Annotated in this window: 23 protein-coding genes; 5 read left to right on the plus strand and 18 right to left on the minus strand. The window is 30.1% G+C overall.

Annotated elements, in window-relative coordinates; genetic code table 11:
• The 4 genes from bamA to murI all read left to right on the plus strand — a co-directional run bounded on the left by bamA (position 1) and on the right by murI (position 4967).
• Positions 1 to 2661: an outer membrane protein assembly factor BamA gene (gene bamA / locus HALO113_RS06490; protein WP_159778248.1), complete on the plus strand. Its 2661-nt coding sequence runs from the start codon at positions 1 to 3 to the stop codon at positions 2659 to 2661.
• Positions 2662 to 2778: 117 nt separating this feature from the next.
• On the plus strand, positions 2779 to 3570 hold the full coding sequence (locus HALO113_RS06495) for an OmpH family outer membrane protein (protein ID WP_159778249.1): 792 nt from the start codon (positions 2779 to 2781) through the stop codon (positions 3568 to 3570).
• Positions 3571 to 3598: 28 nt separating this feature from the next.
• The gene (locus HALO113_RS06500) at positions 3599 to 4102 is read left to right on the plus strand and encodes an OmpH family outer membrane protein (RefSeq protein WP_159778250.1); all 504 of its coding nucleotides are present in this window, start codon (positions 3599 to 3601) and stop codon (positions 4100 to 4102) included.
• Positions 4103 to 4187: 85 nt separating this feature from the next.
• Positions 4188 to 4967 carry a glutamate racemase gene (murI, locus tag HALO113_RS06505; protein WP_159778251.1) on the plus strand — a complete coding sequence of 260 codons (780 nt, stop codon included), beginning with the start codon at positions 4188 to 4190 and terminating at the stop codon, positions 4965 to 4967.
• Positions 4968 to 5090: 123 nt separating this feature from the next.
• Here murI and HALO113_RS06510 read toward each other — a convergent pair whose 3' ends face one another.
• The 3 genes from HALO113_RS06510 to HALO113_RS06520 form a co-directional block, all read right to left on the minus strand.
• Positions 5091 to 5606 (minus strand): gamma carbonic anhydrase family protein, encoded by a 516-nt coding sequence (locus HALO113_RS06510; protein WP_159778252.1) that lies wholly within the window; start codon positions 5604 to 5606, stop codon positions 5091 to 5093.
• Between the two features lie 61 nt (positions 5607 to 5667).
• Positions 5668 to 6675, minus strand: a complete 1008-nt coding sequence (locus tag HALO113_RS06515; RefSeq protein ID WP_159778253.1) for a type IX secretion system membrane protein PorP/SprF — start codon at positions 6673 to 6675, stop codon at positions 5668 to 5670.
• Between the two features lie 6 nt (positions 6676 to 6681).
• Positions 6682 to 6813, minus strand: coding sequence for a T9SS type B sorting domain-containing protein (locus HALO113_RS06520; RefSeq protein ID WP_159778254.1), 132 nt, complete (start codon positions 6811 to 6813; stop codon positions 6682 to 6684).
• 205 nt (positions 6814 to 7018) lie between these two features.
• Here HALO113_RS06520 and HALO113_RS06525 point away from each other — a divergent pair, with 205 nt between their 5' ends.
• Positions 7019 to 7243, plus strand: coding sequence for a helix-turn-helix domain-containing protein (locus HALO113_RS06525; RefSeq protein WP_159778255.1), 225 nt, complete (start codon positions 7019 to 7021; stop codon positions 7241 to 7243).
• Here the strand turns inward: HALO113_RS06525 and HALO113_RS06530 are convergent.
• The 15 genes from HALO113_RS06530 to sprA form a co-directional block, all read right to left on the minus strand.
• Positions 7229 to 7522 carry a hypothetical protein gene (locus tag HALO113_RS06530; protein WP_236554610.1) on the minus strand — a complete coding sequence of 98 codons (294 nt, stop codon included), beginning with the start codon at positions 7520 to 7522 and terminating at the stop codon, positions 7229 to 7231. The two genes, HALO113_RS06525 and HALO113_RS06530, sit on opposite strands and share 15 nt — an antisense overlap.
• A complete protein-coding gene (locus tag HALO113_RS06535; protein ID WP_159778256.1) occupies positions 7512 to 8045 on the minus strand; it encodes a DUF420 domain-containing protein in 534 nt (177 codons plus the stop codon). Before HALO113_RS06535 ends, HALO113_RS06530 begins: the two co-directional genes overlap by 11 nt.
• A gap of 138 nt (positions 8046 to 8183) precedes the next feature.
• Entirely contained in the window at positions 8184 to 8810 is a 627-nt protein-coding gene (locus HALO113_RS06540) for an SCO family protein (RefSeq protein WP_159778257.1), read from the minus strand.
• Positions 8811 to 8818: 8 nt separating this feature from the next.
• On the minus strand, positions 8819 to 9526 hold the full coding sequence (locus HALO113_RS06545; protein ID WP_159778258.1) for a hypothetical protein: 708 nt from the start codon (positions 9524 to 9526) through the stop codon (positions 8819 to 8821).
• Positions 9527 to 9610: 84 nt separating this feature from the next.
• Positions 9611 to 9961, minus strand: coding sequence for a cytochrome C oxidase subunit IV family protein (locus tag HALO113_RS06550; protein WP_159778259.1), 351 nt, complete (start codon positions 9959 to 9961; stop codon positions 9611 to 9613).
• Between the two features lie 19 nt (positions 9962 to 9980).
• Positions 9981 to 10964, minus strand: a complete 984-nt coding sequence (locus HALO113_RS06555; protein ID WP_159778260.1) for a cytochrome c oxidase subunit 3 — start codon at positions 10962 to 10964, stop codon at positions 9981 to 9983.
• A gap of 44 nt (positions 10965 to 11008) precedes the next feature.
• Positions 11009 to 11596 (minus strand): cytochrome c oxidase subunit 3, encoded by a 588-nt coding sequence (locus HALO113_RS06560; RefSeq protein WP_159778261.1) that lies wholly within the window; start codon positions 11594 to 11596, stop codon positions 11009 to 11011.
• Position 11597: 1 nt separating this feature from the next.
• A complete protein-coding gene (gene cyoE / locus HALO113_RS06565) occupies positions 11598 to 12500 on the minus strand; it encodes a heme o synthase (RefSeq protein WP_159778262.1) in 903 nt (300 codons plus the stop codon).
• A gap of 92 nt (positions 12501 to 12592) precedes the next feature.
• Positions 12593 to 14707, minus strand: a complete 2115-nt coding sequence (locus HALO113_RS06570; protein WP_159778263.1) for a gliding motility protein RemB — start codon at positions 14705 to 14707, stop codon at positions 12593 to 12595.
• A gap of 2 nt (positions 14708 to 14709) precedes the next feature.
• Positions 14710 to 15453 carry a deoxyribose-phosphate aldolase gene (deoC, locus tag HALO113_RS06575; protein ID WP_159779569.1) on the minus strand — a complete coding sequence of 248 codons (744 nt, stop codon included), beginning with the start codon at positions 15451 to 15453 and terminating at the stop codon, positions 14710 to 14712.
• A 75-nt stretch (positions 15454 to 15528) separates the two neighbouring features.
• Positions 15529 to 16308: a TonB family protein gene (locus tag HALO113_RS06580; RefSeq protein WP_159778264.1), complete on the minus strand. Its 780-nt coding sequence runs from the start codon at positions 16306 to 16308 to the stop codon at positions 15529 to 15531.
• A gap of 105 nt (positions 16309 to 16413) precedes the next feature.
• The gene (locus HALO113_RS06585) at positions 16414 to 17160 is read right to left on the minus strand and encodes an energy transducer TonB (RefSeq protein ID WP_159778265.1); all 747 of its coding nucleotides are present in this window, start codon (positions 17158 to 17160) and stop codon (positions 16414 to 16416) included.
• 63 nt (positions 17161 to 17223) lie between these two features.
• Positions 17224 to 17595 carry a VanZ family protein gene (locus HALO113_RS06590; RefSeq protein ID WP_370519340.1) on the minus strand — a complete coding sequence of 124 codons (372 nt, stop codon included), beginning with the start codon at positions 17593 to 17595 and terminating at the stop codon, positions 17224 to 17226.
• Positions 17564 to 17944 (minus strand): glycine cleavage system protein GcvH, encoded by a 381-nt coding sequence (gcvH, locus tag HALO113_RS06595; protein WP_159778267.1) that lies wholly within the window; start codon positions 17942 to 17944, stop codon positions 17564 to 17566. Before gcvH ends, HALO113_RS06590 begins: the two co-directional genes overlap by 32 nt.
• A gap of 137 nt (positions 17945 to 18081) precedes the next feature.
• Positions 18082 to 25281 (minus strand): cell surface protein SprA, encoded by a 7200-nt coding sequence (sprA, locus tag HALO113_RS06600; protein ID WP_370519341.1) that lies wholly within the window; start codon positions 25279 to 25281, stop codon positions 18082 to 18084.
• Between the last annotated feature and the right edge of the window lie 29 nt (positions 25282 to 25310).

The raw sequence follows: 25310 nt of genomic DNA on the forward strand, positions 1-25310 counted from the left end.
ATGTTAAAGAAAGGTTTACAATTATTTTTTACCATAATTATTATTGGTAATAGTGCTAAATTAGTTGCTCAAGAAACAAAATTAGAAAACGGAAAAGAATATATACTAGGAGGCGTAGAAGTAACTGGTAAAAGTAAATATAGTGAACAAACTGTTGTTACCTTCTCTGGACTAGAAAAAGGTCAAAAAATTATTGTACCTGGTGAAGATATTAGTTTAGCAATAAAAAAACTTTGGAAACTTGGTCTTTTTAGTGACGTTAATTTCTATGTAAATCAAATCAAAGGAGATAGTATCTTTTTAGAATTAAATTTGATAGAATCACCTAAATTATCAGATGTTAAAATACAAGGTATAAAAAAGGGAAAAGTTGAAGATTTAATCAAAGAAATAGATCTAAAAAAAGGAAAAGTAGTAAATGAGAACTTAATTACTACATCTAAAAATTATATTGAAAATAAATATAAAAAAGACGGATTTTACAATACCAAAGTTTTTATAACAACTACACCCGATTCTACTGAAACAGAAGTAAAAATGCTAGTTAATATCGACAAAGGAGATAAAGTAAAAGTAGGAAGTATTGCCTTTGAAGGAAATTCTGAACTTAGTGATGCAAAGCTTCGAAAAACTTTTAAAAACACTAAGCAAAAAAATCCAATTAGAATATTTAAAGCTTCAAAATATATAAAAGATAAATACAAAGAAGATTTAGTAAAAGTAATTGATAAATATAAAGAAAACGGTTTTAGAGATGCTCGAATAGTTTCCGATTCTGTTACCTATAATAAAGAGAAAAACCTTATTAACATTAAAGTAAACTTAGAAGAAGGTAGAAAATATTATTTTGGAAATATAAGGTATTTAGGAAATACTGTATATACAGACCAACAATTAGCGAGATTACTAGGAATTAAGAAAGGTGATGTTTACAACGGTGTTCTTTTACAAAAAAGAATTGCAGACAACACTAAACCTGACGCAGAAGATATTACAAATTTGTACCAAAATAGTGGTTATTTATTTTCAAGTATCAATCCAGTTGAAGTAAAAACTACTAATGACACAATCGATTTTGAAATTAGAATCACTGAAGGACCATTAGCCTATTTTAACAAAATATCAGTTGTAGGTAATGACAAAACAAATGATCACGTTATTTATAGAGAATTAAGAACAAAACCTGGAAATAAATACAGTAAAGAAGATGTTGTTCGCTCAGTGAGAGAAATTGGTCAACTTGGATTTTTTGATCCTGAAGCTATAAAACCAGATTTCAAAAATGTTGATCCTCAAGCTGGAACTGTAGATATTGAATATAATGTAGTTGAAAAAGGAGCAAGTCAAATAGAACTACAAGGTGGTTATGGTGGAGGTGGATTTATTGGTACATTAGGTTTATCTTTTAATAATTTCTCAGCTCGAAATATATTTAAAAAAGATGCTTACAAACCTTTACCAATGGGTGACGGTCAAAAGATGTCTTTACGTTTACAAGGGAGTTCTTATTTCCAAACCTATAGTTTATCTTTTTCAGAACCTTGGTTTGGAGGTAAAAAACCAGTAAGTTTCTCTACTTCTATTTCTCATAGTAAACAGTTTTTATACAACTATAGTACTAGAGACGTAACAAGAGACCAAAGTTTTAATATTACTTCACTATCTGTAGGTCTTGCTAAGCAATTAACCGTTCCTGATGATTTCTTCGTATTATCTCAGAGCGTATCTTTTCAATATTATGATTTAAACAACTATAATACGGGTTTATTTACCTTTGGGAATGGAGCTTCGAGAAATATAGCATATACTATTGGTTTAAGCAGAAACAGTAAAGGTGTAAATCCAATATATCCTACCTACGGTTCAGAATTTAGCATTAGCGGAAGGTTTACTCCTCCTTACTCTTGGTTTAATGGTGTAGATTATGATGAATTAAAAAAACAACCTGAATATAAATTAAAATATTACCAAGGAATTCCATATACAATAATTGAAGATGGTCAACACGCTTTACAAGAAGGTAATTATTTAGGCGCTAATTATGATGATGATGAAAATATTATATCCGTTTTCTATGTTGACAATCCTAATGATGCTGCAGTAGATAGAGCTAAATATGACCAAAAAAGATTCAATTGGTTAGAATATTATAAAATTAAATTTAAAGCTGATTGGTACACTCGTTTATATGATAAGTTAGTACTACGTTCATTAGGAGAATTTGGTTTTATGGGCGCTTACAATCAAGACAGAGGTTTAGTACCATTTGAAAGATTCTATTTAGGAGGTGATGGATTAGCCAACTTTTCTTTAGATGGTAGAGAGGTAATACAGTTAAGAGGATATCCTAACAACTCCTTGTCTTCAGTTGATGGTGGTACTATTTATAACAAATTCTCATTAGAATTAAGATACCCTATCACGCTTAAGCAAGCGGCTTCAATTTATGGTTTAACATTTTTAGAAGCTGGGGCTGCCTTTGATGATTTTAAAAGCTATAACCCATTCAACATGCAGCGTTCTGCAGGTTTTGGTCTAAGAGTATTTATGCCAGCATTTGGTTTACTAGGAATTGATTTTGCTCATGGTTTTGACCCTATTCCAGGACAATCAACAAAAAGTGGATGGCAAACTCATTTCATCATAGGACAACAATTTTAGTATTTTTTACGTTTAGTTTAAAATTCAAAGGTGAAAACAAAACTTATAAAAACATTTCTTATCTTTCGAACGGTTTTTTTAATATCACCAAAAATTAAAAACTAAAATAAACAACAAATGAAAAAAGTTTTATTAATAGTACAATTATTCCTTTTTATTACAGGATTTTCTCAATCTGCGAGTGTTCGTATAGGATATATCGATATGGAGTATATTCTAGAGAAAGCACCCGATTATGCTGAAGCTAAAGTACAATTAGAACAAAAAGCATCAAAATGGAAAGAAGATATTGAACTAAGAAAAAATGAAATTAACAAATTAAAAGATAACTTAGCGACTGAGCGAGTTTTGCTTACAAAAGAATTGATTGAAGAACGTGAAGAAGAAATTACTCTTAAAGAAAAAGAACTTTTTGATTATCAAGAAAAACGTTTTGGAGCAAGAGGTGATTTAATTATTCAAAAATCGCTTTTAGTAAAACCAATTCAAGATCAAGTTTTTACTGCTATACAAGATATTGCTGAGCAAAAAAGATATGATTTTATATTGGATAAATCCTCAGACTTAACTATCCTATTTGCAGATAAAAGACACGACATAAGCGACTTAGTTGTAAGAGCCATAATGCGATCAGAAAAAAGAGAGCAGTTATCTAAGAAAGAACTTAAAGCAGAAGAAGCAAAAGAAGCAAAAGAAGACATACAAGATGAAAATCCTGCTTTAGCGGAAAGACAAAAAGTATTAGACGAAAAAAAAGCAGCTAGAGAAAAGCTCATGGAAGAAAGAAAAGTGGCTAGAGAAAAAATTCTAGAAGAAAGAAAAAAAGCAGCTTTAGAAAAGAGAAAAAAAATTGAAGCTGAAAAAAATGGCACAGTAATTGAAAATGAATCTAGTGAAGAAGATAAATAATAACCTAAAATTAATTTAAAAATAGAAAATGAAACAAGTAAAAACTTTAGCTATTGCATTAGTACTTTTTATTACAGCTCAAGTATCTGCGCAATCAAAACTGGCTCATATAGATGTTAAGGAATTAATGACAAATATGCCAGAAATGAAAGCGGCTCAATCGCAATTAAAAACAATTCAAGAAACATACGACAAGGAATACAAAGGTATGGTACAAGAATATCAAACAAAATTGCAAAAATATGAGCAAGAAGCTCCAACTGCAGGTGAAGCAGTAAATGAAACACGTTCTAAAGAAATGCAAGGAATGGGACAACGTATTCAAGAATTCCAACAAAGTGCAAGTAAACAATTACAACAAAAAGAATTGGATTTATTAAAACCGATAATGGAAAAAGCACAAGCTGCCATTAAAAAAGTGGCTACTGCTAAAGGTTTTGATTATGTTATTGATGCTACTGAAGGAAGTGGTTTATTAGTAGCTAATGGTCCAAATATCTTAGCCGACGTAAAAAAAGAATTAGGTTTCTAATATTCTTTTTACAAAAGAATTTACTTATATAATTTAACTGTTCAAATTTTAAATAATTTGAACAGTTTTTTTTTACATTTGTCTTATGAGCAACGAATATCCCATAGGTCTTTTTGATTCTGGTATTGGAGGTACTTCAATCTGGAAAGAAATACATTTATTATTACCTAATGAAAATACAATTTATTTGGCAGATAGTAAAAATGCTCCTTACGGATTAAAATCTAAAGAAGAAATTATTGAACTCTCTTTCAAAAACACAGAATACCTCCTAAAAAACAACGCTAAAATCATTGTAGTAGCATGTAATACAGCAACAACAAATGCTATTAAAGAATTACGCCAAAAATACAAGGTTCCATTTATTGGCATAGAACCAGCTATAAAACCAGCTGCTAATCAATCAAAAACTCAAACAATAGGCATATTAGCTACCAAAGGAACTTTAAATAGCGATTTATTTCATGAAAAACTTTCTTTATATACTAATGTCAAAGTAGTAGAACAAATTGGTCACGGTTTAGTTCAATTAATTGAAAATGGTGATATCAACTCTCCCGAAATGGAGGAGTTATTAGAAAGCTATTTAAAACCAATGGTAAATCAAAATATTGATTATTTAGTTCTAGGATGCAGTCATTATCCCTATCTCATACCTCAAATAAAAAAAATAATCCCAAGCCATATTAAAATCATAGATTCTGGTGAAGCTGTGGCAAGACAAACCAAAAAAATTCTCCAAGATTCAAATTTGCTTAATGAAGCAAAAGAAAAAAGTTGGCAAAAATTTTATACAAATGCTAACCCGAATGTTTTAGAAACAATTTTAAATCATAAGCAAACTGTATTTGAGAAAGATTTTTAATTCCAAAAAAACACAAAACAACCCTTTTTAACCCTGATGGAAGTGATAGCTTTCTAAAATTAATTTTAGAAACTAAAACGAACAGCAGGTACAAGGTTTAAAAACAAGCCTAAAGACTCGTTTCTATTCTTCTTTAAACCAGCTAGAATACATAACATAGTTGTTTGAAATTCTTTCAATTTCTCCAGCAAAATCGCTAGCATTAATATCCTTTACTTTCTTTGCAGGAATACCAGCATAAATTACACCCGATTCAATTATGGTGTTCTGTGTAACTACTGATCCGGCTGCCACAATTGAATTACTATTTACAACACAATTATCCATCACAATGGCTCCCATTCCAATTAAAACATTGTCTTTAATTTCACAGCCGTGAACGATTGCATTATGACCAATAGAAACATTGTTTCCAATTTTAGTAGGATGCTTTAAATAGGTACAATGAATTACAGCACCATCTTGAATGTTCACCTTATTCCCTATTTCAATTCGGTTAACATCTCCTCTAATTACAGCATTAAACCACACACTGCATTTTTCACCTAATTCCACATCTCCAACTATAGTTGCATTTTCTGCCACAAAACAATCTTCGGGTATCTGAGGAAACTTACCTCTTACTTCTTTAATAATCATAATAAGTTATATAAAAATGTCCCGAAAAATCGGGACATCAATTATTTTATATTTTAAGGAATTAATTAACCGCAGGACAGTTACAACTCCATTCTTTAGCTTTACAGAAAATATCTATTCCAAGTGTTATCTGATGAAAGCCTCCATTATCAAACTTAATATCTCCAATAATATGAGAATAAGTATATGCAAACATAAATTGCTTATAATTAACTCCTAAAATTGGGGTAATATATTGCAGTTTTTGTTCTCCTATAGCATTACCATCTAAATATTCGGCACCATCAAAACTTCTTCTATATGAAAGTCCTCCCCACACTCTTCCAAATTCCATACCTTTATAAACTTTCAAATTCAAATCGATAGCTTTTTCAGTAGTTTCTTGAGTATATTGAAACAAAAATGACGGTTCCCAAAGTAGTCTATCTTCATCCCCAAATACTGCTCCAGCACTCCATAAAAACTTTCTCAAATTATCCGATTCTATACCTTCAGTATATATCTCTCTTCTATTGGCTAAAAAGTTTTTAACTGTAACGTGAGTAAAGAAATCTAGAAAATGATATGACGCCCCTAAATCAACATTAAAGTATGCGTCTTTTTGATATATTCCACCAAAAATAAACGGATCAAACGGTTGATTGGTAAAACTTGTTTCATCTAATTGACTTTGTATAAAAGCTGCACTTAATCCAAAAGATAACTGATTCAAATCAGTAGTTCCTCTTGAAAATCTTAAATGATGTGCATAAGTTAATTTAGCACCTCTTTGGGAATGATAACCATTTTTATCATTAAAAATTATTGCTCCAATACCCGATTTACCATCTTCATCAACAGAAGTATTAAAACTTAAAGTTTGTAGTGAAGGAGCATCTTCCTGTCCAAACCATTGTTGACGACCTGTTAAACGGATTTTTCCGCAATTTGCTGCTCCAGCCATTGAAGGATGAATTAGATAATAATTATCAGAAAGATAATCTGAATAAACTGCTATTCCTTCTTGGGCATATGATAGCTGTGTTAAAACAAACACTATAAATAATAAGTAACTTTTTTTAAAATCCATCGAGAATTATCTTTTTAATGTAAAATGTGCTTTAAATACTTTATTTTGTTGGTTTTCTTGATATTCTACAGTAAACCAATAATCTGTAGAAGGTAAGTCTTTTGAATTAAAGGTTCCATCCCACCCTGTTCCGTTCATTTTCACTTAGTGCATCATCTTGTACACATGAATTAAAAGTCATTAAACCTATTAGAGCAAAACAGAAGATGATATACTTTATTTTTTGTCTCATAAATGTATTCTAAAGTTAATAGTATTTTTTTTATAAACGCAAATAGAAAAAATATTTCAATAGCGCATATATGAGTTTAAAATAGTGTTAATCTATTGTCAATTTTACATTGTGAATAATGTAAAAGACATAACTTATATAAAAGACTTTGGTTTAAACCTTAAAAAAATAAGGTTAGAAAAGAATTTTACGCAAGAAATACTGGCTTATTCATCAGACTTACCTATTTCTCAAATTGGAAGAATTGAAATAGGAGAAATAAACACCACAATTAGTACGGTAAAAGCGATAGCGAAAGCTTTAGCAATAGAACCTAAAGAATTATTTGACTTCTAATTCGTTATTTTTCTTCTTAGCAAATTTCAATCGATAAATAGCATAACCTGCTGCAGCAACCAGAATGTAAGGGATAACCATTAAAAATACGATACCATCATTTATAGCCTCAGCCTGCACACCACTTTCTTCACTTTCTAAAGCAGCTCTACACATGGCACATTGTGCTTCTACGAAGAACGGTAAAAATAAAAAGGCAAAAATGAAAAGTATTTTATTTAAAACACTCCACTTTTTACATTTTACTTTTATTTTTTTACTTTTTACACTACTGTACATAATAAGGTGAAATCATAAGATATACAATAACGCCTGTTATGGCAACATATAACCATATTGGAAACGTAATTTTCGCTATTTTTTTATGCTTATCAAAACGTTGTGCTAAAGCTTTAACATAAGTAATTAATACCAATGGAATAATTGCTATAGATAGAACAATATGAGTAATTAGAATAAAATAATATAGTGGTTTATAAGCTCCTAAATAAGTAGTTGATTCGGAAGACATATGATAAGCCACATACATCAATAAAAAAACCAAGGAACAACCTATAGCTGTCTTCATAAGGTTTTCGTGCCATTTTCTCTTTCCCTTTTTAATTGCTATCACAGCTGCTACTAATAATAATGCAGTTATACCATTAATCGTCGCATAAATAGGTGGTAAAAAGGTAAATGGTTTTACATCTAATCCTAGGCGTTTAAAACTAACTCCAAAAAGAGCGGCTACCGCTAAAGGAATTACTATTGATAAAACAGTAATTAGTTTATTATATTTTGTTTCTATATTATTTTCCATTTTTTAATCTTATTATTTTAGGGTCACATATTCAAGTAATTTGAGAAATCATAAAAACTTAAAATTATGACCTTATTCTTTTTTCAACCAATTCATATGTGTTTGTATAATCTTATTTTCCTAACTTCTTACTTCAATTTATTCTTCTAATAGTTTTTTAATATCTTCTTTGATTGCAATGACACCCTGATCGGTTGTACCATCATAATACAATATCGGATTACCAAATTCATCTCTTCTACATCTTATATTGCCTTCTTTGTCAATTAAAGCAAATAAACCGGAATGCTCAAAACCACCTGCTACTTTTTTATTTTCACCTGTATATATATTAAAACCTTTGTTGGCTAAATTGTAAATATACTCTTTATCACCCGTTAGTAAATGCCAGTTATAATGCTTTACACCTAATAAATCTGCATGTTCTTTTAAAACTTTAGGCGTATCGAAGGCAGGATTTATGGTTATTGATACTATACCAAACTTAGGATTACCGTAAAACTCGTCTTGTAATTTCAACATATTTTGATTCATTATGGGACAAATCGTAGGACATGTTGAAAAGAAAAATTCCACTACATACACTTTTCCTAAATAATCTTTGTGTGATATTTTCTTATTATTTTGATCTGTTAATTCGAATGCAGGAACTTCTCCCATAGTATGCAAATCCGATTTTTGAAATCTGGCAATAATTTTAGGCACAGCCCAAATACCAAAAAGGAGTACAATAAAAGTTATACCTATATAGGATTTATTTTTCATTTAATTTTTTATTTAGATTGAGAATTATTTTTCTCAACTTCATTCACAATATTATCTCTAAAGTCATCTTTTCTGGCATTTTTCTTCAAAGCCAAACGATATTCTCTGAGTATAATTTTCACATCATCTGTCATTTCATTGTGCAAATCAGCTGCAGAAGATGAATTATAACTTTCTCTATATTCATCTTCTCCTTTTTTATTCTTCCCTTTTCTCCCGCGATGATTGATTTTTTTATCTAATATTATTACATTAGACGTACCCATTTGGTTGTTAAGATGAGACATTAAATGAAGACTGTCATAATAAGCCTGAATAGCTTCTGAAGTTGCAAAGACAAATTTCCATCCTTTCATATCTTCAGTAATTCTATTTAATTCTGTAATAATATTATGAATTTCATTTTCAGTTCCTATTGGAGCAATCATGACCATTTGAAAATCTTCAAAACCATAATACTTGTTATAAATTTTCTGATTTAAATTAAACATATTGGCTTTGAATTCTACCATATCCGTTCCTGTAAAGCCTAAAATTGTAATTTTATCTTTTAATTGGACTGATTCTTGGTTTAAAGATTTCCAGCTGTTAGGTATTTCAGAATTATTTTCAGACAATACTGGAAGAAACAATGAATTATGTTTAGCAGATGCAAAGATTAGATAAGTAACTATAGGTAATATAAATAAAATAATAAGAACAATTTTATTTTTCATTAATGTTTTTTTAATGTGAATTATATAATACAAAAATACAAAAAATCCCGATGAAAATCGGGATTTACTATATCTAAACTAAAGTTAAAATATCCATTTTAAATGACCATTTTTAAAGACTTCATAAATGTAATCGCCTTCTACAAGAACAATAAAACACAAATAAAGAATTAAAAAAACTAAAGGTGCAACAACAGACCATCTTACACTAGCTTTTTCGCCCTCTAAGTGCATAAAAGCCCACATAATGTAATATGCTTTTACTAATGTTAAGATGATAAAAATCCAGTTTAATAAACTAGTTGACAAAAAATGACTTCTAAATAAGAAATCAGGTTTTACTATACCTAAAGCAACTTCTACAGTAGTAATTATTGAAAGTATTCCAAAAACTACCCAGATTCTTTTTGTATTTGATTCGTGTGCGTGTGCCATAACTTTTCTTTTTATATAATTATACTAAGTAGAAGAATGTGAATACAAATACCCAAACTAAATCTACAAAGTGCCAATATAATCCAACTTTTTCAACCATTTCATAACTTCTTCTTTTCTCATAAGTACCTAAAATAACATTGAAGAAAATGATAATGTTGATAATAACTCCAGTAAATACGTGGAAACCGTGGAAACCTGTAATAAAGAAGAAGAAATTAGCAAATAACTTATGCCCATATTCATTTCTTATTAAATTTGCTCCCTCTACTACATATTTAGCATCATTAATTCTTTTTAAAGACTGCTCTCTATCTAAAGCAACCTTTTCTTTATCATGAATTTTTTCAGATAAGATAACAATATCTTTGTGAGATTTAAATCCTTCTACCACTTCATTTACTGAATAAGATGGCAAAGAAGATTCTTCCATAAACCAAAAACCTTTATTTCTAGTCAACTGTTCTCTTTCTTCAGGTAAAACCAAAGCAAATTCCGATAAAGCAACTCTTTCAAAATGTCCTTCTTTATTTACTTTTCCAAATTGTAAAATAGATCCACCTTTTGTTTCAACAGCTCCATATTCTCCTTTAATGAAGTTTTTCCACTCCCAAGCTTGAGAACCTAAGAAAATAAAACCTCCAATGATAGTTAAGAACATATAAAAAGCCACTTTACTTTTCTTTAATTGATGACCTGCATCTACAGCTAACACCATAGTTACTGAAGAAAAGATAAGGATAAAAGTCATTAATGCCACATAATACATAGGTGCATCTACACCGTGTAAAAATGGAAAGTGCGTAAACACTTCATCGGCAATTGGCCAAGTTTCGATAAATTTAAATCTAGAAAAACCGTAAGCAGCAAGGAATCCTGAAAAAGTTAATGCATCGGATAAGATAAAAAACCACATCATTAATTTACCATAGGTTGCTCCCATTGGTCCTGGTCCTCCGTCTAGCAAAGCGTGATCGTCATGTATAGTAACTGTCGCTCCCATAAAAATTTAATTGTTAAAAAGTTCCCAAATTTATTACTTTTTTTCTATTTGAAAAAATAGAAAAATAAAAACAAATATACCCAAATAAAATCCATAAAATGCCAATACATTGCACTTAGTTCAATACCAAGGGTTTGTACCGCATTATACTTTTGTTTATAATGATTATAAATTACAATAATTAACGAAATAAAACCTCCAAAAAGGTGTGCTAAATGTACTAAAACAACTATATATAAAAAAGTAGTTGTAATATTACTTTCACTTCCTGTAAAAAAATATCCATTTTCAATAACTTGGGCAAACCCTTTGAATTGTAAAAAGACAAAGAGAAATCCTAAAACCAAAGTAGTCCACAAAAAAATTGTTGCTTTTTTATGATTGGATTTTTTTATAGCTTGTAAAGCCAAAATGAATGTTATACTACTCGTTATCATCACTAAAGTACTCCACAAGAAAGCACTTGGCAATCGAAATTCGCTTAGCCAATCAGGTCGTGACTTACTAATTACATAAGCACTTGATAATCCAGCAAAGATCATGAATATACTTATCATCCCAAAAATCAACAACATTTTATAGCTTTTTGATTTTCTAGAATTATATTCTTCTAATGTCATATTCGTTTCCATCTTATCTAATAAATTTATCTAAAATAAATACAATTTGCAATAATGAAATATATAAAACACTCACTATCATTAATTTCCTAGCCGCTTTAACATCCATTTCACGATACAATTTAAATGCATAAAACAGCATCCAAAGACCCAGAAAAAGAACTATTATAGCTGAAGTTTTAGTAAGGAATAATTTACCTGTAAAACCAAATACAGGAATTACAGACGCTATTATCATCCAAATAGTATATAGAATCGTTTGCAAAGCCGTTTTTTTATCTTTTTTACCTGTAGGTAACATAAAAAAACCTGCTTTTTTATAATCGTCATATAAAAACCACCCTATAGCCCAAAAATGTGGAAATTGCCAAAAAAATTGTATAATGAATAATGTTCCTGCTTCAATTCCAAAATGACCTGTTGCAGCCACCCATCCTAACATATAAGGAATAGCACCAGGAAAAGCTCCTACAAAAACCGATAATGGAGTTATCGTTTTTAAAGGTGTATATAAACTTACATACATAAAAATTGAAATTGCTCCAAACATGGCAGTTTTAGCATTTACATAATATAAAATTGCCAAACCAAAAACCGTAAGCACTACGCCTAGTATGAATGCATTTTGTTTACTAATCGTTCCTGATGGCAATGGACGATTCTTTGTTCTATCCATTAATGCATCTAAGTCTTTTTCAATAATTTGATTAAATACATTTGATGCTCCTACCATGCAATAACCTCCTATTATTAAAAATAATAAAGTAATCCCATTTTGAGCTGTCCAATCTGAAACACCTAATAAATAACCCGCTAAAGTAGAAAATACTACACTTATTGCCAATCTTGCCTTGGTAATAGCTACAAAAGTTGAAAAAAGTGACGGTTTTGAAATTCTATGGTTTAAAGTATCCAAAATTAACAGATATCCTTGTTTAATGGGCGCAAAGATACAAATAAGATTTTTGATTTATACCTAATTTTTATTATAAAAATAATTTGAAAATGTTAATAATCAAAATACCAATTAAACAAATCACTTCTCAAACCAATTGAAAACCAAGTTGTGCTATTTTTCTGTAAATTTTCGGTTTGAATTTTAGGATTAAAATCGCGAAAAATAAGGTTTCCGAATACTTTTAAATTAGAAGAAGGATTAACAATGTAACCTATTTGCACCTCAGCAATCATTATCTTTGTTTTATTTCCTTGAGCCACACTTACTCCCGTATCAAAAGGTCTGTTTTCCTCATAATTTAAATAAATATTACTCCCATAATTATATGTATCTGTAGCCGTATTATAATCAAACCCTCTTTGCCCATAGGTAAATTTTGTTTCTCCAAAATACCTACCATTAAAATATCTAGCAATACCTATTAATTCTCTAAAATTGGCACCCCAAGCATGACCCATACTTTGATTATTATGACCATAATTAGTTAATGGATTACTATGTGAATACACATAAGGTCTAACCTGGTTGTATTCTATTTGCAGCATTAAATTTTTCACATGAAACGCATCATAATATTTCGCTCCAATTTGATATCCAAATTTATTTCTCCAACTCTTATTCCCCTCTTTTATATCACCAATAGCAAATTCATCTAATAAAAATTGTCCGTAAAAATTTAATTGATTATTCCATTTGTATTTAGCTGTTGCTCCCAAAACAGCATTTCCACTTTTTGACGAAGAAGAAAACTCCACTGCTCTATAAAAAATAATAGGATTCACAAAGTTAACATCAAAACCTCTATCATTAGTATTTGTCCAAACCACATTTTCAAACAAACCTATATTCAATCTTTTAGAAATATTGTAGCTTAAATAATGACTTGCCATATATTTAGTCGCATAAGTTCCCTCTTGAGTTACTTCTGGTCTAACATCTTTCAACCACATGTAAGTGTTTGTATATTTAATTTTCCAAAAGCTAGTATTAATTTTAAAATACGGATAAGGGCTTGTAGCATCACTTTGCAACAAAGATCTACAACCATCTCCTATAAAGTTTCGACCATAACCCAATTGTAAATCTATATTTTTATTAGGTTTGAATTTAATATTCGCTTCTGCCATTGGAAAATCAAATGCATCTTCCTTGAATGTCTTTGCAATGCCAATTCCCGGCACAATTGCTGGATTACCACCAGAAGGCTTCAAACTAGAAGCATAAGCATTATAATAATCCGCAAAACGACCTTGACTTTCATAAATAGAAGAACTAAATGTTAAATTATCACCTAGTGCTCCTTGAAGCTGTACTCCTCTTGTATTTACAAAAGTATTTGACAAATCACTATCCACATCTTTTCCCATTCGTAAATCAAAAATCGGATTTAAAGTAAACCAATATCCTTCTCCCTGAATAGCGACTAGGTTTTCATTCCATATTTTTTTACCCCACCAAGATTCCTTTTGTTTTAACAACCTTGATTGTACTGCATCAAAATCAAAATATTTAGCCACTTCATTGTAAGAATAGGGTTTTGTAGCTGTATGATTGTTACTTCCTACTTGATTCAATAAAGCTTCAAAATTATAGTAATTAGAATGAGAAAATGCAATATTTAAATCACTATTAAAATTGGGGTTTTTAAAAGGTTTGTATGCTTTTTCTACTGCTTCAAACTCAGTTAATTCCTTATTATTTTCAATTAACAATTCATTCGTTTTAGAAACTACTTCAGCATCCTCTTTAACAGCCTTATAATCTTCTGGATTTACCAAAGGAATAGCTATTGTAAGTGTAAATTTAGCATAGGTAGGCCTACCTGTATAAAGTGCTGGTTTAATTTTTGGCAACAAATCAAAGACCCTTTGTGTTTCAATTTTCAGATCATTATACAAAGCATCTATATACAATGTTTTAAAAACACCTACAGTATCCACTTCAAAGAGAACAATTACATTACCTTTATATTCTTTTTCAAGGACAAAATTAGGAACTTTAAAATTATCGTAAACGAAATGCTCTAAAGTACTATAAAAACAAGCTTTAACTTGTTCTTCATTTACATTTTCACATTCCGAAAATGTAGGGAATGTTTCATTTTTAATTTGCGAATACAAAGAAGTTCCAAAACAAAGAACTATTAAAATTATGATTTTTCTCATTTTTAATATTCTGAATTTGATTCTTTCCCTTCAGCAATAACTTTGGCAGCTGAAGTTCCTATTCTTTTCACTCCTAATTTAATCATATTTACTGCTTCTTGATAATTTCGAACTCCACCTGCTGCTTTTATAGGCAATGGAAAAGAATTCTCCAACATCAATTTAATTGATTCAATTGTTGCACCATTGGGTGAACCATCAACTGTAACATAAAACCCTGTTGAAGATTTCACAAAAACATTTTCATAATAACATTCCTTAAAATGAGAAATTACTACATTCTTTATCAACGCACAAATTTGTATAATTTGATGATTAGTCAATGCGGCAACTTCTATAATCCATTTTACAATTCTATTATTTTCTAACCCTAATTTCGTACATTCTAAAACTTGCTCCTTTATCAAGTCTACTTCTCCTCTTTTAAAAGCTTCATAATCTAAAACAAAATCCAAATCATCTGCCCCATCCTTTATTGCTTTTTTTGCCTCAGCTAATTTAAATTCGGTAGACTTATCCCCTTTTGGAAAATCTATTACTGTGCCAACATGCAATTTTGATTGCACATTTAAAATCATTTCATTTGCTAATGAAACAAATTCTGGTCGAATCATTATTAGTTTAAATTCACATTCAATTGCCTCTTGAATATTATTTTTTACAATTTCTATATTTTCTTTTTTTGAAATTTTAGCTTGTTCAGCCGTTTTCAAATAAGTAGCATCAAGATATTGTTCTATATGCATGGCATTCATTTTAAAAATATTGGTAAAAATAAAAAATCCCATCGATATGGGATTCTTTTTTTAATAATAATTCAATTAATTCAATTTAAATGTAATAGGAATAGAATATTTTATCTTAACATGCTGATTTCCTTGTTTAGCAGGAATTAATTGTGGTATTTTTTTTACTGCTTTTTCAGCGGCTTTTTTCATGTCTTCGGTTGCTCTATTATTTTCTAATGATTTAACATTTGTGATATTTCCTTTCTCATCAATTATAAATTCAATCAAAGCTGTACCTTGCTTTCTATTATCATAATCACTTTCTGGATATACTAAATTTTTAGAGATTGCTTTAGCCAATTGTTCATCAAAACACGCTTTTTGTTCTGCTCTTGAAAGGCCTTTACATGCTTTAAACATCGGTAATTGCTCTACAGTAAAAGGATTCATAGGTTCTGTAACTCCACCCGTATTTCTATCAGTATTATTTGAAACTTCATTTGTTTTTACATTATTCTCACTATTAAGAGCAATATCCTGCGTTGGAACATCTTGTTTATCTACTTTAACTTCATCGTCTTTAACGTCAAATTTTTCTATTACGTCTGGAATCTTAACTTGAGGTTCTAGCTTTGCTACAGTTTTAGTAATTCTTGGTTCACTTTTAACTTTAATCTCAGGTTCTGCAGGATTATAAACAAAAGGTTGATCCAAAATAGGTTCAAAAATTTTAGATTCTCGAGGCTTTTTAACTAAATCTTTAAAATTTTGTTCTAACACGATTAATGCCACAACCATAGCCGCGATAAGTCCAATTTGAAAATAGATAAAACTATTTTTGGCTTTTCTCTTAAAATCTTCTTTTGCTCTCATAATTATATAGTATTAAATGTTAACAGCTTGTTAATAAAATACTACAAATAATATGCCAAAAAAAAATCCAATCTTACGATTGGATTTTTATATTTAAAAATTTTCTTATTGTAATTTAAAAGTAATTGGCAAACCATATTTTACTCTTACCGCTTTACCTCTTTGCTTACCAGGTGTAAATTTTGGTAATTTAGAAATAATTCTTTGTGCTTCTTGCTCTAATAATTCAGCATCTTGCTTGATTCCTCTACCTCTTACTTGAATATCTTTTACTACACCATCTTTATCAATCATAAATTGAACCGCAACTGAACCTTGTGATCCATTTTCAGCAGCTCTTTCTGGATAACTGAAGTATTTTTTGATGTGTGCATTCATTTTTTCATTAAAACAATCCATTTGTTTATTTTTAGCAACACCTTCACATCCTGGAAACATTGGAATTTGCTCAATAATAGCAAATGGCATCTCATCTGGAATATCATCAATACTTGGACCTGCCTCACCTACTTCTGATGCTTCAACAACGACTACAGGTTTGTTCTCATCTACTTCAGTAGTTTCAATCTTTTTTTCTTCTAATTTAATTTCATTTCTAACCACTTCAATTACTTCTGGAGCAGGTGGTGGTGGTGGTGGGAGTCTTTGAACAGGAGGCATAGTCAATACTACATCTTCCTCTTCTAACACTAAATTATCTGTCAATGCAAATTTTTCAGTTTCAACTCTTGGATCTTCTGATTTCATTTCAATACCCATGTAGGTAAGTAACAAAACAGCAACAAGTCCTATTTGAAAAAATAGTCCGCTGTTTCTTTTAGGGTCAACATTAGGATTTTTCTTTACTTCCATAATTTTGTTTTTGAGGTCGCTAATATAATTAATAATAAAATAGTTTTAAAATTTTTTTAAGGTTTATTTATTAACAAATCTTAAAAAAACAAAAGACGTTAATGCACCTAACGAATTGGCAAGAACATCAAAAAAGTCTCCTTGACGATCGCTAGTAAATATCTCTTGTAATACTTCAATAATTATGCCATAAAGTATTAAAATTAGCACTATTTTAAATTGTGTTACTATTTTATTTTTTTTCAATGCCTTTATCCAAAAAAAGTAGAGCAAAAAATAGAATATAAAATGTACTATTTTATCTTTAAAAGGCACTTCTAACAACGCAACAGACTTACTACTAATTGATATTAAACACAGATATGCAACAATAGCAGTCCAAGTTATTGCTAAATAAAAGAATTTACGCTCCAATAAGTGCTGCGTAATCTTCACTCGACAATAACGTATCTATTTCTGAACTATCACTAATTTTTACTTTAATCATCCATCCATCTCCATAAGGATCTGTATTTACTTTCTCAGGTTCTGATTCTAAATTTTCATTAAATGCTATTATTTCTCCTGTTAAAGGTAAAAATAAATCAGAAACTGTTTTTACTGCTTCAACTGTGCCAAAAACCTCATCTTTATCTAAAGTTTGATCTAGAGTTTCAACTTCTACATATACAATATCTCCTAATTCTTTCTGAGCAAAATCAGTAATTCCTACTGTTGCAATGTCTCCGTCTACAGCAACCCATTCGTGATCTTTAGTGTACTTTAAGTTTGATGGTATATTCATTTTTATATTTTTTAATCGTTGTACAAATGTAGTTTTATTAATTTAATTCTAAAAAAGGAATTTCAATAATTTTGTGTTTAAATCTTTTAAAAAAACAAAATCCGTTTTTTCAAACGGATTTATAACTAATATTATGATTAATTACCAAAGTTATATCGGATAGTAAATCCTGTCCTAATATTTGTAATAGGGAAGGATGTTGAAATGACCGCTTGTGAAAATTGATGATCATAAAAGAAAATTGCTGTTAAATTCTTACTAAAAGAATAATCTGCAGACAATTTAACTGACCATAAATTTTGACCTCCTGCTAATTCATTGTTATCATAATCAAGATAACGCACTATTGTATTATTTTTTCTAAGAGAGAAATCAGTTTTAATATTTATATCGCTTTTAATAACGCCTGTAGGATTGTCTGCTAATCTTGAATTTATCGTTACATCTTTTATACGATATCCTAATCCAATTGTATATTCATTACCACTTACCTCTGTTAAAAGATTATTATCAAAACTCATATTTAAAGTTCTATCTTTTTTCATTTCGGCTAAAATTTTAATAGAATTTTTCATTTCAAAATCTACTCGCATTAAAGGATTAAATTGTTCCGTTAAATTCACATTTGATATTATAGTGCTCGCATAAAAATTTCCATTAGCATCAACTGGAGCTTCATTCAAATTAGACCTAAACGAATTGACATTATAACTTGCCCTATAACCATGTTGTAGAGAAAAACGTTTGAACTTATCTTTAAACCATTTGTAGCGCATTAAACCTGTATATTTTAGATTCCAATTTGGTAATGGTACACTTTTGAAAACACCTACTGATTCTTTTGACACATCTCTTCCTACATAAGCGGCTCTAAAAGCTGGCAATAATACTTGTTGACTATTTTTTCCAAAACCTACAGGATATCCTTCAGCATCTCTTGGATAATTATCTGTTCCATAATGTTCAGTAGCTAATTTATCGGCAACTAAAATTCTATTATTCCTAAAATCATTAAATGCTTCAGAATATTTTTCATTACTCTCACTAAATGATGTTTTAATTAAAACAGTTGAAATATTAAAATTACCAAAATTATATGGCGAACGAGAATTATATTGTCCATTTAAAACATCATATTGTTCTGAATAATTTTCAGAATACATTCTTTCTGCTGTTAAATCTATTTTTAAATCTGCAAATGGTTCTACTTGTGCTGTAAAATTTAGTTGTTTATTTACAACTTGAGTAAAGTTTTGATTAAACTCTGGAAAAGTAGTTAACCAACCTTGTCTAGCTGCTTCATATCGTACATCAGATTGACTTCCAAAAACAAATCCTAATGATGGTTTTGATGAACCAAAGAAACCTAAACCAGGCAAATAACCTGGCAATACTGTTCCACTTGTTTGGGTATAATTTGCCTGAATATTTTTCACGCTTGTTACAACACCAATTAATCCATCAATAAAAATATTTCCTTCTTTTTTAGCAACCTTACTTTTAGCAGTAATTTTTTGTCCTGGTTTTGGCAAAGCATCTTTAGTTTCTTTACCTGCCTCTTTCTTATCTTTATTTTTTTTCTTTTTTACTCCAGTTAGACCAATATATTTATAAAACAAATCCATATTTAAAGTAGTATTTAACTTATGAGAATTTGCATTTTGTATGGTGTTTCCTAATTGATATTCTGTTCCATCTTCCGCTTCAATTGTAGAAAAAGCATCTGATGAACGTTGCCAATTAAAATCTCCAGTATAACTATAATTCGACTTTACAAAACTCAAAGCAGGAATTTTATTAATTGGCAAATCATAATTTACTACTATTTGCTGTGTATGCTGATTTGATTCACCTATATTCCAATAATCATCCCAAATATCTAATCCATCTATTGGTGTGTCAGAGTCATCTAGATAGTTTCTAACAATGTTACTAGTTGAAGCAGTATAATTAACTCGTAAAGATTTAGATAGATTATAATTAAAACCATATTGATAATTAAAGAAATAATTTCTTCTATATAATGGATCTAATCCTATACCTTCCACTTCCACTAATCTAAACTGTTGTCTATTAAATTGTCTAATTATATTAGAACTAAAGGAAACACTAGCTGGTAAAAAATTAAAATTAAAATCTTTTAATAGTTTATAGTAACCACTTTTTGATAATTTTTTAGAATTTTTAAATGGCTCAATAGTTAAAGGTTTAAAAGCATAGGCATAGTCAACTGTTGTTCTATTTTGTTGATCTACTAAACTTTCAATTTCATAATCATGATGTTCCGTTTCATTAAAAGAATAGGATAAGGTTAAATTTTCGACATCATAAAAATGTTGTTTTTGTTCTTCACCTCTTTCTTTTCTTACTCCAATAAAATTTATACTTGTTCTTTTAGTATAGTCAATAGCTCTATTTTTTATATTATCTTTTTCTTGTTGATCGTCTGTATTGTCGATTAATTGTTGCAATTCGATATCTTGATAAAACGGGTCGTATTTTGGAGTAACTGTCTCTTCCCCTACTGCGTAATTAAAAGGTAATGTAATACCCCATTTTTTAGGAAGTAATTTTCCTAAATTTAAATTGGTTACTACATCATATTGAAAAACATCTTCTCTACTTCTTTCATTTGGTCCTTGTTCAATTCCTCCAAAACCAATAGTACTTACTCTACTTGTAGCCGATAAAGTAGCAAAGTCTGCAACATTGGTATCAACATTTGCTACTGCTGCATAACCTCCTTTATTATCTAAATCTGAAAGTCTTAATTCATTAAACCAAACTTCCCCTCTAACAATTTGATTAGAATTGTTTTTGACACCTACCATTAAGGTTCTTACCAATCCAAAGTTTGGATTTCCTTTGATTCCTAAAGTAAGCTTATTATTGGCTGATCCTAAATCTTGCTCATTAATGAAACGAATTCCATTAGCGTCTGGTATTATTGAATTTGGGTCGCTAATCATTCTTGATTTAAGTGCAGTTAAAATTTCTAATGGTAATTCGATTTCATTTTCAGAAGGCCATATAGCTTCCGGTGTTGCTGAATTTTGTGGAGAAACTTTTAAAGGCACTTCTATTTGATAGAAATTTTCTGTAAAATCATTACCAAATCTAATAAATGCTTTCATTTCATTATCTAGTAATGGTTGTGTTTCTGCAGGTGCAGGTAATGATTCTGCATGTAAAAACATTCGTATCTTTTTAAACTGACGCATATCAACACTTACATTTTTAAATACAGCTCTTGCGTCATTAGGTTGCAAACCATCATCATTTCCTGAATCTTTATCATAAACTCTTAAAGAAAGCGACTGTTCATTTTGATTAATAACCGTGTTATTATTATACAATTGCTCTCTAGTTACTCCTGGAGGAGAAACATAAGGTATAGGTGTTCTATTTGCATTTTCTTGTATATTAATGGCAACCACATCAAATCCAGTTTTATCATCTGTAGGGTCTTGATCATTAAAATCTAATGTATTAACATATCTCCTCCATTCACCTCTTACCAAATCTAGAGAGCCAAAACGAAGTGTAATTTCATCATCAAAACCAGTCATATACATTCTCATGAATCGAATAGAACGGAAATCAGCAATTGACCCCACAACATTATCATTCGTAAACTCTAGAATTGGAATTTTAAATTGAATCCATCTTGCCTCAACATTACTACCATTTGGAAGTGATTCAGTAACTACTCTAGTATCTACAACATAATTTTGCCCTACTTGTAATCCTTGTTCTATAGGCACTTCAAATTTAAAATAGGCATTAATAGTATTCATCGTTTGATCTCTATTAACATCTTCTACATCAGGTCTTGTATCATTTCCTCTATTGGTATCCGTAACATTTACGGGAGAGTTTCCTTCAAAATTATTATAATTTTTATAACGATTAACTATATCTCCAGAAGCACTTAAATAAAACTGATAATTATCTGCAGAAGGATCACTGTATCCTGCATAGGTTGGAAATTTAGCCATCTCCCCAGCATCATTTAATCCATCATAACCTACATCTTGAAGGGTTCTATTGGCTTCATCAGTATCAAATGCATATACTAACGATTGTGCGCTAGGTACTTGTCCCCAATTTGTTTGCAAGGCAGGTACAGTTGCACCTACTTCAGGAAGACCGTTTTCAAATTGTTTTCTACCATCTTTTAATACATCTTCAGAAATTTCCCCTAGGTTTATGACTAATTTTCCTTTATTAGTAGAAGGCACTACATCTGGAGTATTTGCATAATATGGATCTAACACCCAAAATTGAATATATTCAACATTAGATTGTTCAAAATTTGTAGAATTAATAGAACGCATAATACCGCCCCAGTTATCTGGTGCTTCTGCAGCAGAAAACTGATTTGTTGCTACTATATTTGGATTGTAGTTATACGGACCTCTTTCTCTAGGGAAGTAAGTTAAATCTAATGTACTAATTACATTAGTATTCCCTTGAGCTATATCTACGTTTGGAAACAATTCTCTACTATAAATCCTTCTTGTCTTATTTAACGATAAATCATTATCATTTATTCCTCCTGGAGGTTGAGTATAAAAAATTGGATCTATTGTATACCAAGCTAACTTTGCTCTTTTATTTCCAACATTCAAATCATCTGAAGCAGGTTCAGTAGTACCCGCATTACCGTCAAAATTACCTTCTAAAGGAACGGATGCTAATTCCCAAGCCTGTGGTGAACGCAAATCGATAGAAGATTGAGATCCTTCAAAATCATCTACATAAGTAGTGGCTTCTCCGTTAAACTGGTCTGCCTTAGATGCTCCAGGCAACAGATAAGCAATTTCACCTCTAAAAGATAAATTTGAAGGCACATCGGTATCTATATTTGGGAGTTTATTAACTAACCTTGTTAGTAATGGCACTTCTGTTGAAAAATTTGTATTTAATCCTACGATAGTATTATTTACAGATTCTTGTCCGTAATTGGATTTATTAGTAAAAGGCCTTTCCGATAAATTTAAAATAGTACCTCCTACTAAAAAGTTTTTATTAAACTGATGTTCCACATTTAAACCCCAAAAACGTCTTGTTTGTTGTCCAAAAACAGAGTTGTTTTCTACAGAAATTTCGATAGGAGTATTAGAAGCTTGTAATGAAGGATCCAATAATTGCACTTTTCCTAATTGATAATTTACTGTATAATCTACTCCTTCAACTAAAATTCTACCTCCAGATTTTACAACTACTGACCCCTGAGGTACGTTGAAAGCACCTATAGAAATTCCGTCTCCACCTGATGATTTGAAACGTCCTCTTAATTGGAATTTATTTTTTTCACTTTCTTGCAAAGCCGCAGCTTGAGTAGATTTATATAATGTTCTAAAAACATATTTATCTTGATTTGCATTGTAACTTGCTGGATTATCATAATCTTCTGTAGGTGAAGTATTTAATTTATCAAACAATAATTCCCCAAAAGGCTCTTTAGTAGTAAATATAATACGTCCATATTGTGGATCAATTGTTATAGCAGGAACAAAATCAAAAAAACCATCTCCTCCTTCTTGCGGATCATTAGTATAATTTAATTTATCTAAATTTAAAACTTTTAACAAAGGTGTATTTTCCACTCCAGCGGGTAGCGGTGAAGTACTATTTGCTTCAGTGATATAATTTAAAGGCGAAGGGTCTGTATATAAAATATTGAATTTAAAATCCTCTTTTTGCAATTGATAACCCCCTGGGATCTGATAAATATTTTTCATCATCAAATTCCATGTTGGCATAGTTAAATCTGCATTTGGTGCTTTTTGTTTCACTGCTGTTAAATTACTTTTTAATAATTTAACAAGTAATGCTTGAGAGGAAGGAATTCCAGAATTATCAACCTGAGTCGCATCTACACCATCTGTTCCAAATTCTCCCACTTGATATACTTGATCTCCAATTGTATATTGATATGCAACTGCTAAAACTTCATCATTTGCTAATCTTTGGTTCAAGGACAAATACCCTAACTGAGGATGATAACTATATTCAGAAGTAGTTAATTTTCTTGCGTTTTCTAGTTTTGCATAATCTAATCCTTCATCAACACCTATAGTAAAACCATTATTTGCTGTAGCAACTTCACGAATAGCTTGCGTTAAAAAACTATTAGCTGTTCCTATTTTATTGGGATCAAATTTATTGTTCCCGTTATCAGATGGACTGTCTGGTGATACAGGATTAAAAAAAGTAGGGTGATTTGATAAATTAACACCTACCACTTCTTGAGGACCTAAATTGGTAAGTGGCGCTTCACCAATATCTTGTAATGCAACTAAATTTCTAAGATTATTTTCATTAGAATTGATTCTATTTTGTTTGTTAGTTACCCATACCTCTAACCTAGTAATTTGTACCCTACTATTTATATATGGATAGGTTTCTAAAGCTTTATCATACTTATCTCTAAAAAATTGAGATAAAAAATAATGCTTATCAGAATCATATTCTTGCGCAAATAATTCAAAATCTTGCAATGTTCCACCTCCTTGAGAAGTTACCGTTTTGGTTTGCGATTTCTGTTCTGAAAAAACACCAGTTACAGTTGTTTTTCCAAATTGCAATTGAGCTTTTACCCCAAATAAACTCTGAGATCCTCTTATTAATGAATTAGATAGAGGAAAACTCACGTTCCCGACTTCTAATTTTTGTAATATATCATCTTCAGTTGCTCCATACTCAAGCTTTATTAAATTTTGAAACGCAAAAGTAGATTGAGTATCATAATTTATGTTTACGTTTAATCTTGTTCCCACTTTACCTTGAAGACCTACACTAATTCTTTGATCAAAATCGAATGTGGTAGTCACTCTATTTCTTGGAGAAAAAGCAGGATTGTCTTGCTTTGTGTATCGAAGCCCTAAATCTACTTCTACTGAACCAGTAGGCTTAATATCTATCGTATTACTTCCAAATATACTTTCAAAAAATTTTGAATTAACGTAATATCTAGGCAATAAATCTTTCTTTTTATCTTTGCTGTCTTCTTTTTTACCGTCAACAGCTGCTGATTTTTCTCGATAATATTTACGCATCTCTTCACGCAAAACTAATTCTTGATATTGCTGTGGTGTTAATACCAATGGGTAATTCACATTGAATCCATCGAAAGTACGAGTATAAATATATCGATCTGTTACTACATCATAAGTATATGCTTCTACAATACTATTAGGATTGGGAGATTTAATTTTCCCTAAATCAGCACCTGTTTGTATTGAATCGTTTACTTGTGCATTTACTTGTAAAAAAAACAATAACAGGAATCCAAAAAATAATTGTTTACTTCTTTTTATTCGCCTATTCAAAATATTCGCTTTTACTATATTCTCCAAGT

The organism is Flavobacterium sp. 9AF (assembly GCF_902506265.1).
In the GTDB taxonomy this organism is placed as follows: Bacteria; Bacteroidota; Bacteroidia; order Flavobacteriales; family Flavobacteriaceae; genus Flavobacterium.

Excerpts from the sequence above, each read along its gene's own strand:
- HALO113_RS06500 (WP_159778250.1), top strand. The coding sequence starts at position 3,599 with ATGAAACAAGTAAAAACTTTAGCTATTGCATTAGTACTTTTTATTACA.
- HALO113_RS06555 (WP_159778260.1), bottom strand. The coding sequence starts at position 10,964 with ATGGGAGCGACAGTTACTATACATGACGATCACGCTTTGCTAGACGGA.
- HALO113_RS06560 (WP_159778261.1), bottom strand. The coding sequence starts at position 11,596 with ATGGAAACGAATATGACATTAGAAGAATATAATTCTAGAAAATCAAAA.
- HALO113_RS06520 (WP_159778254.1), bottom strand. The coding sequence starts at position 6,813 with ATGAACGGAACAGGGTGGGATGGAACCTTTAATTCAAAAGACTTACCT.
- HALO113_RS06530 (WP_236554610.1), bottom strand. The coding sequence starts at position 7,522 with ATGTACAGTAGTGTAAAAAGTAAAAAAATAAAAGTAAAATGTAAAAAG.
- HALO113_RS06495 (WP_159778249.1), top strand. The coding sequence starts at position 2,779 with ATGAAAAAAGTTTTATTAATAGTACAATTATTCCTTTTTATTACAGGA.
- HALO113_RS06545 (WP_159778258.1), bottom strand. The coding sequence starts at position 9,526 with ATGAAAAATAAAATTGTTCTTATTATTTTATTTATATTACCTATAGTT.
- HALO113_RS06570 (WP_159778263.1), bottom strand. The coding sequence starts at position 14,707 with ATGAGAAAAATCATAATTTTAATAGTTCTTTGTTTTGGAACTTCTTTG.
- HALO113_RS06580 (WP_159778264.1), bottom strand. The coding sequence starts at position 16,308 with ATGAGAGCAAAAGAAGATTTTAAGAGAAAAGCCAAAAATAGTTTTATC.
- gcvH (WP_159778267.1), bottom strand. The coding sequence starts at position 17,944 with ATGAATATACCATCAAACTTAAAGTACACTAAAGATCACGAATGGGTT.
- HALO113_RS06585 (WP_159778265.1), bottom strand. The coding sequence starts at position 17,160 with ATGGAAGTAAAGAAAAATCCTAATGTTGACCCTAAAAGAAACAGCGGA.
- HALO113_RS06550 (WP_159778259.1), bottom strand. The coding sequence starts at position 9,961 with ATGGCACACGCACACGAATCAAATACAAAAAGAATCTGGGTAGTTTTT.
- HALO113_RS06535 (WP_159778256.1), bottom strand. The coding sequence starts at position 8,045 with ATGGAAAATAATATAGAAACAAAATATAATAAACTAATTACTGTTTTA.
- HALO113_RS06540 (WP_159778257.1), bottom strand. The coding sequence starts at position 8,810 with ATGAAAAATAAATCCTATATAGGTATAACTTTTATTGTACTCCTTTTT.
- bamA (WP_159778248.1), top strand. The coding sequence starts at position 1 with ATGTTAAAGAAAGGTTTACAATTATTTTTTACCATAATTATTATTGGT.
- HALO113_RS06515 (WP_159778253.1), bottom strand. The coding sequence starts at position 6,675 with ATGGATTTTAAAAAAAGTTACTTATTATTTATAGTGTTTGTTTTAACA.
- HALO113_RS06510 (WP_159778252.1), bottom strand. The coding sequence starts at position 5,606 with ATGATTATTAAAGAAGTAAGAGGTAAGTTTCCTCAGATACCCGAAGAT.
- murI (WP_159778251.1), top strand. The coding sequence starts at position 4,188 with ATGAGCAACGAATATCCCATAGGTCTTTTTGATTCTGGTATTGGAGGT.
- deoC (WP_159779569.1), bottom strand. The coding sequence starts at position 15,453 with ATGCATATAGAACAATATCTTGATGCTACTTATTTGAAAACGGCTGAA.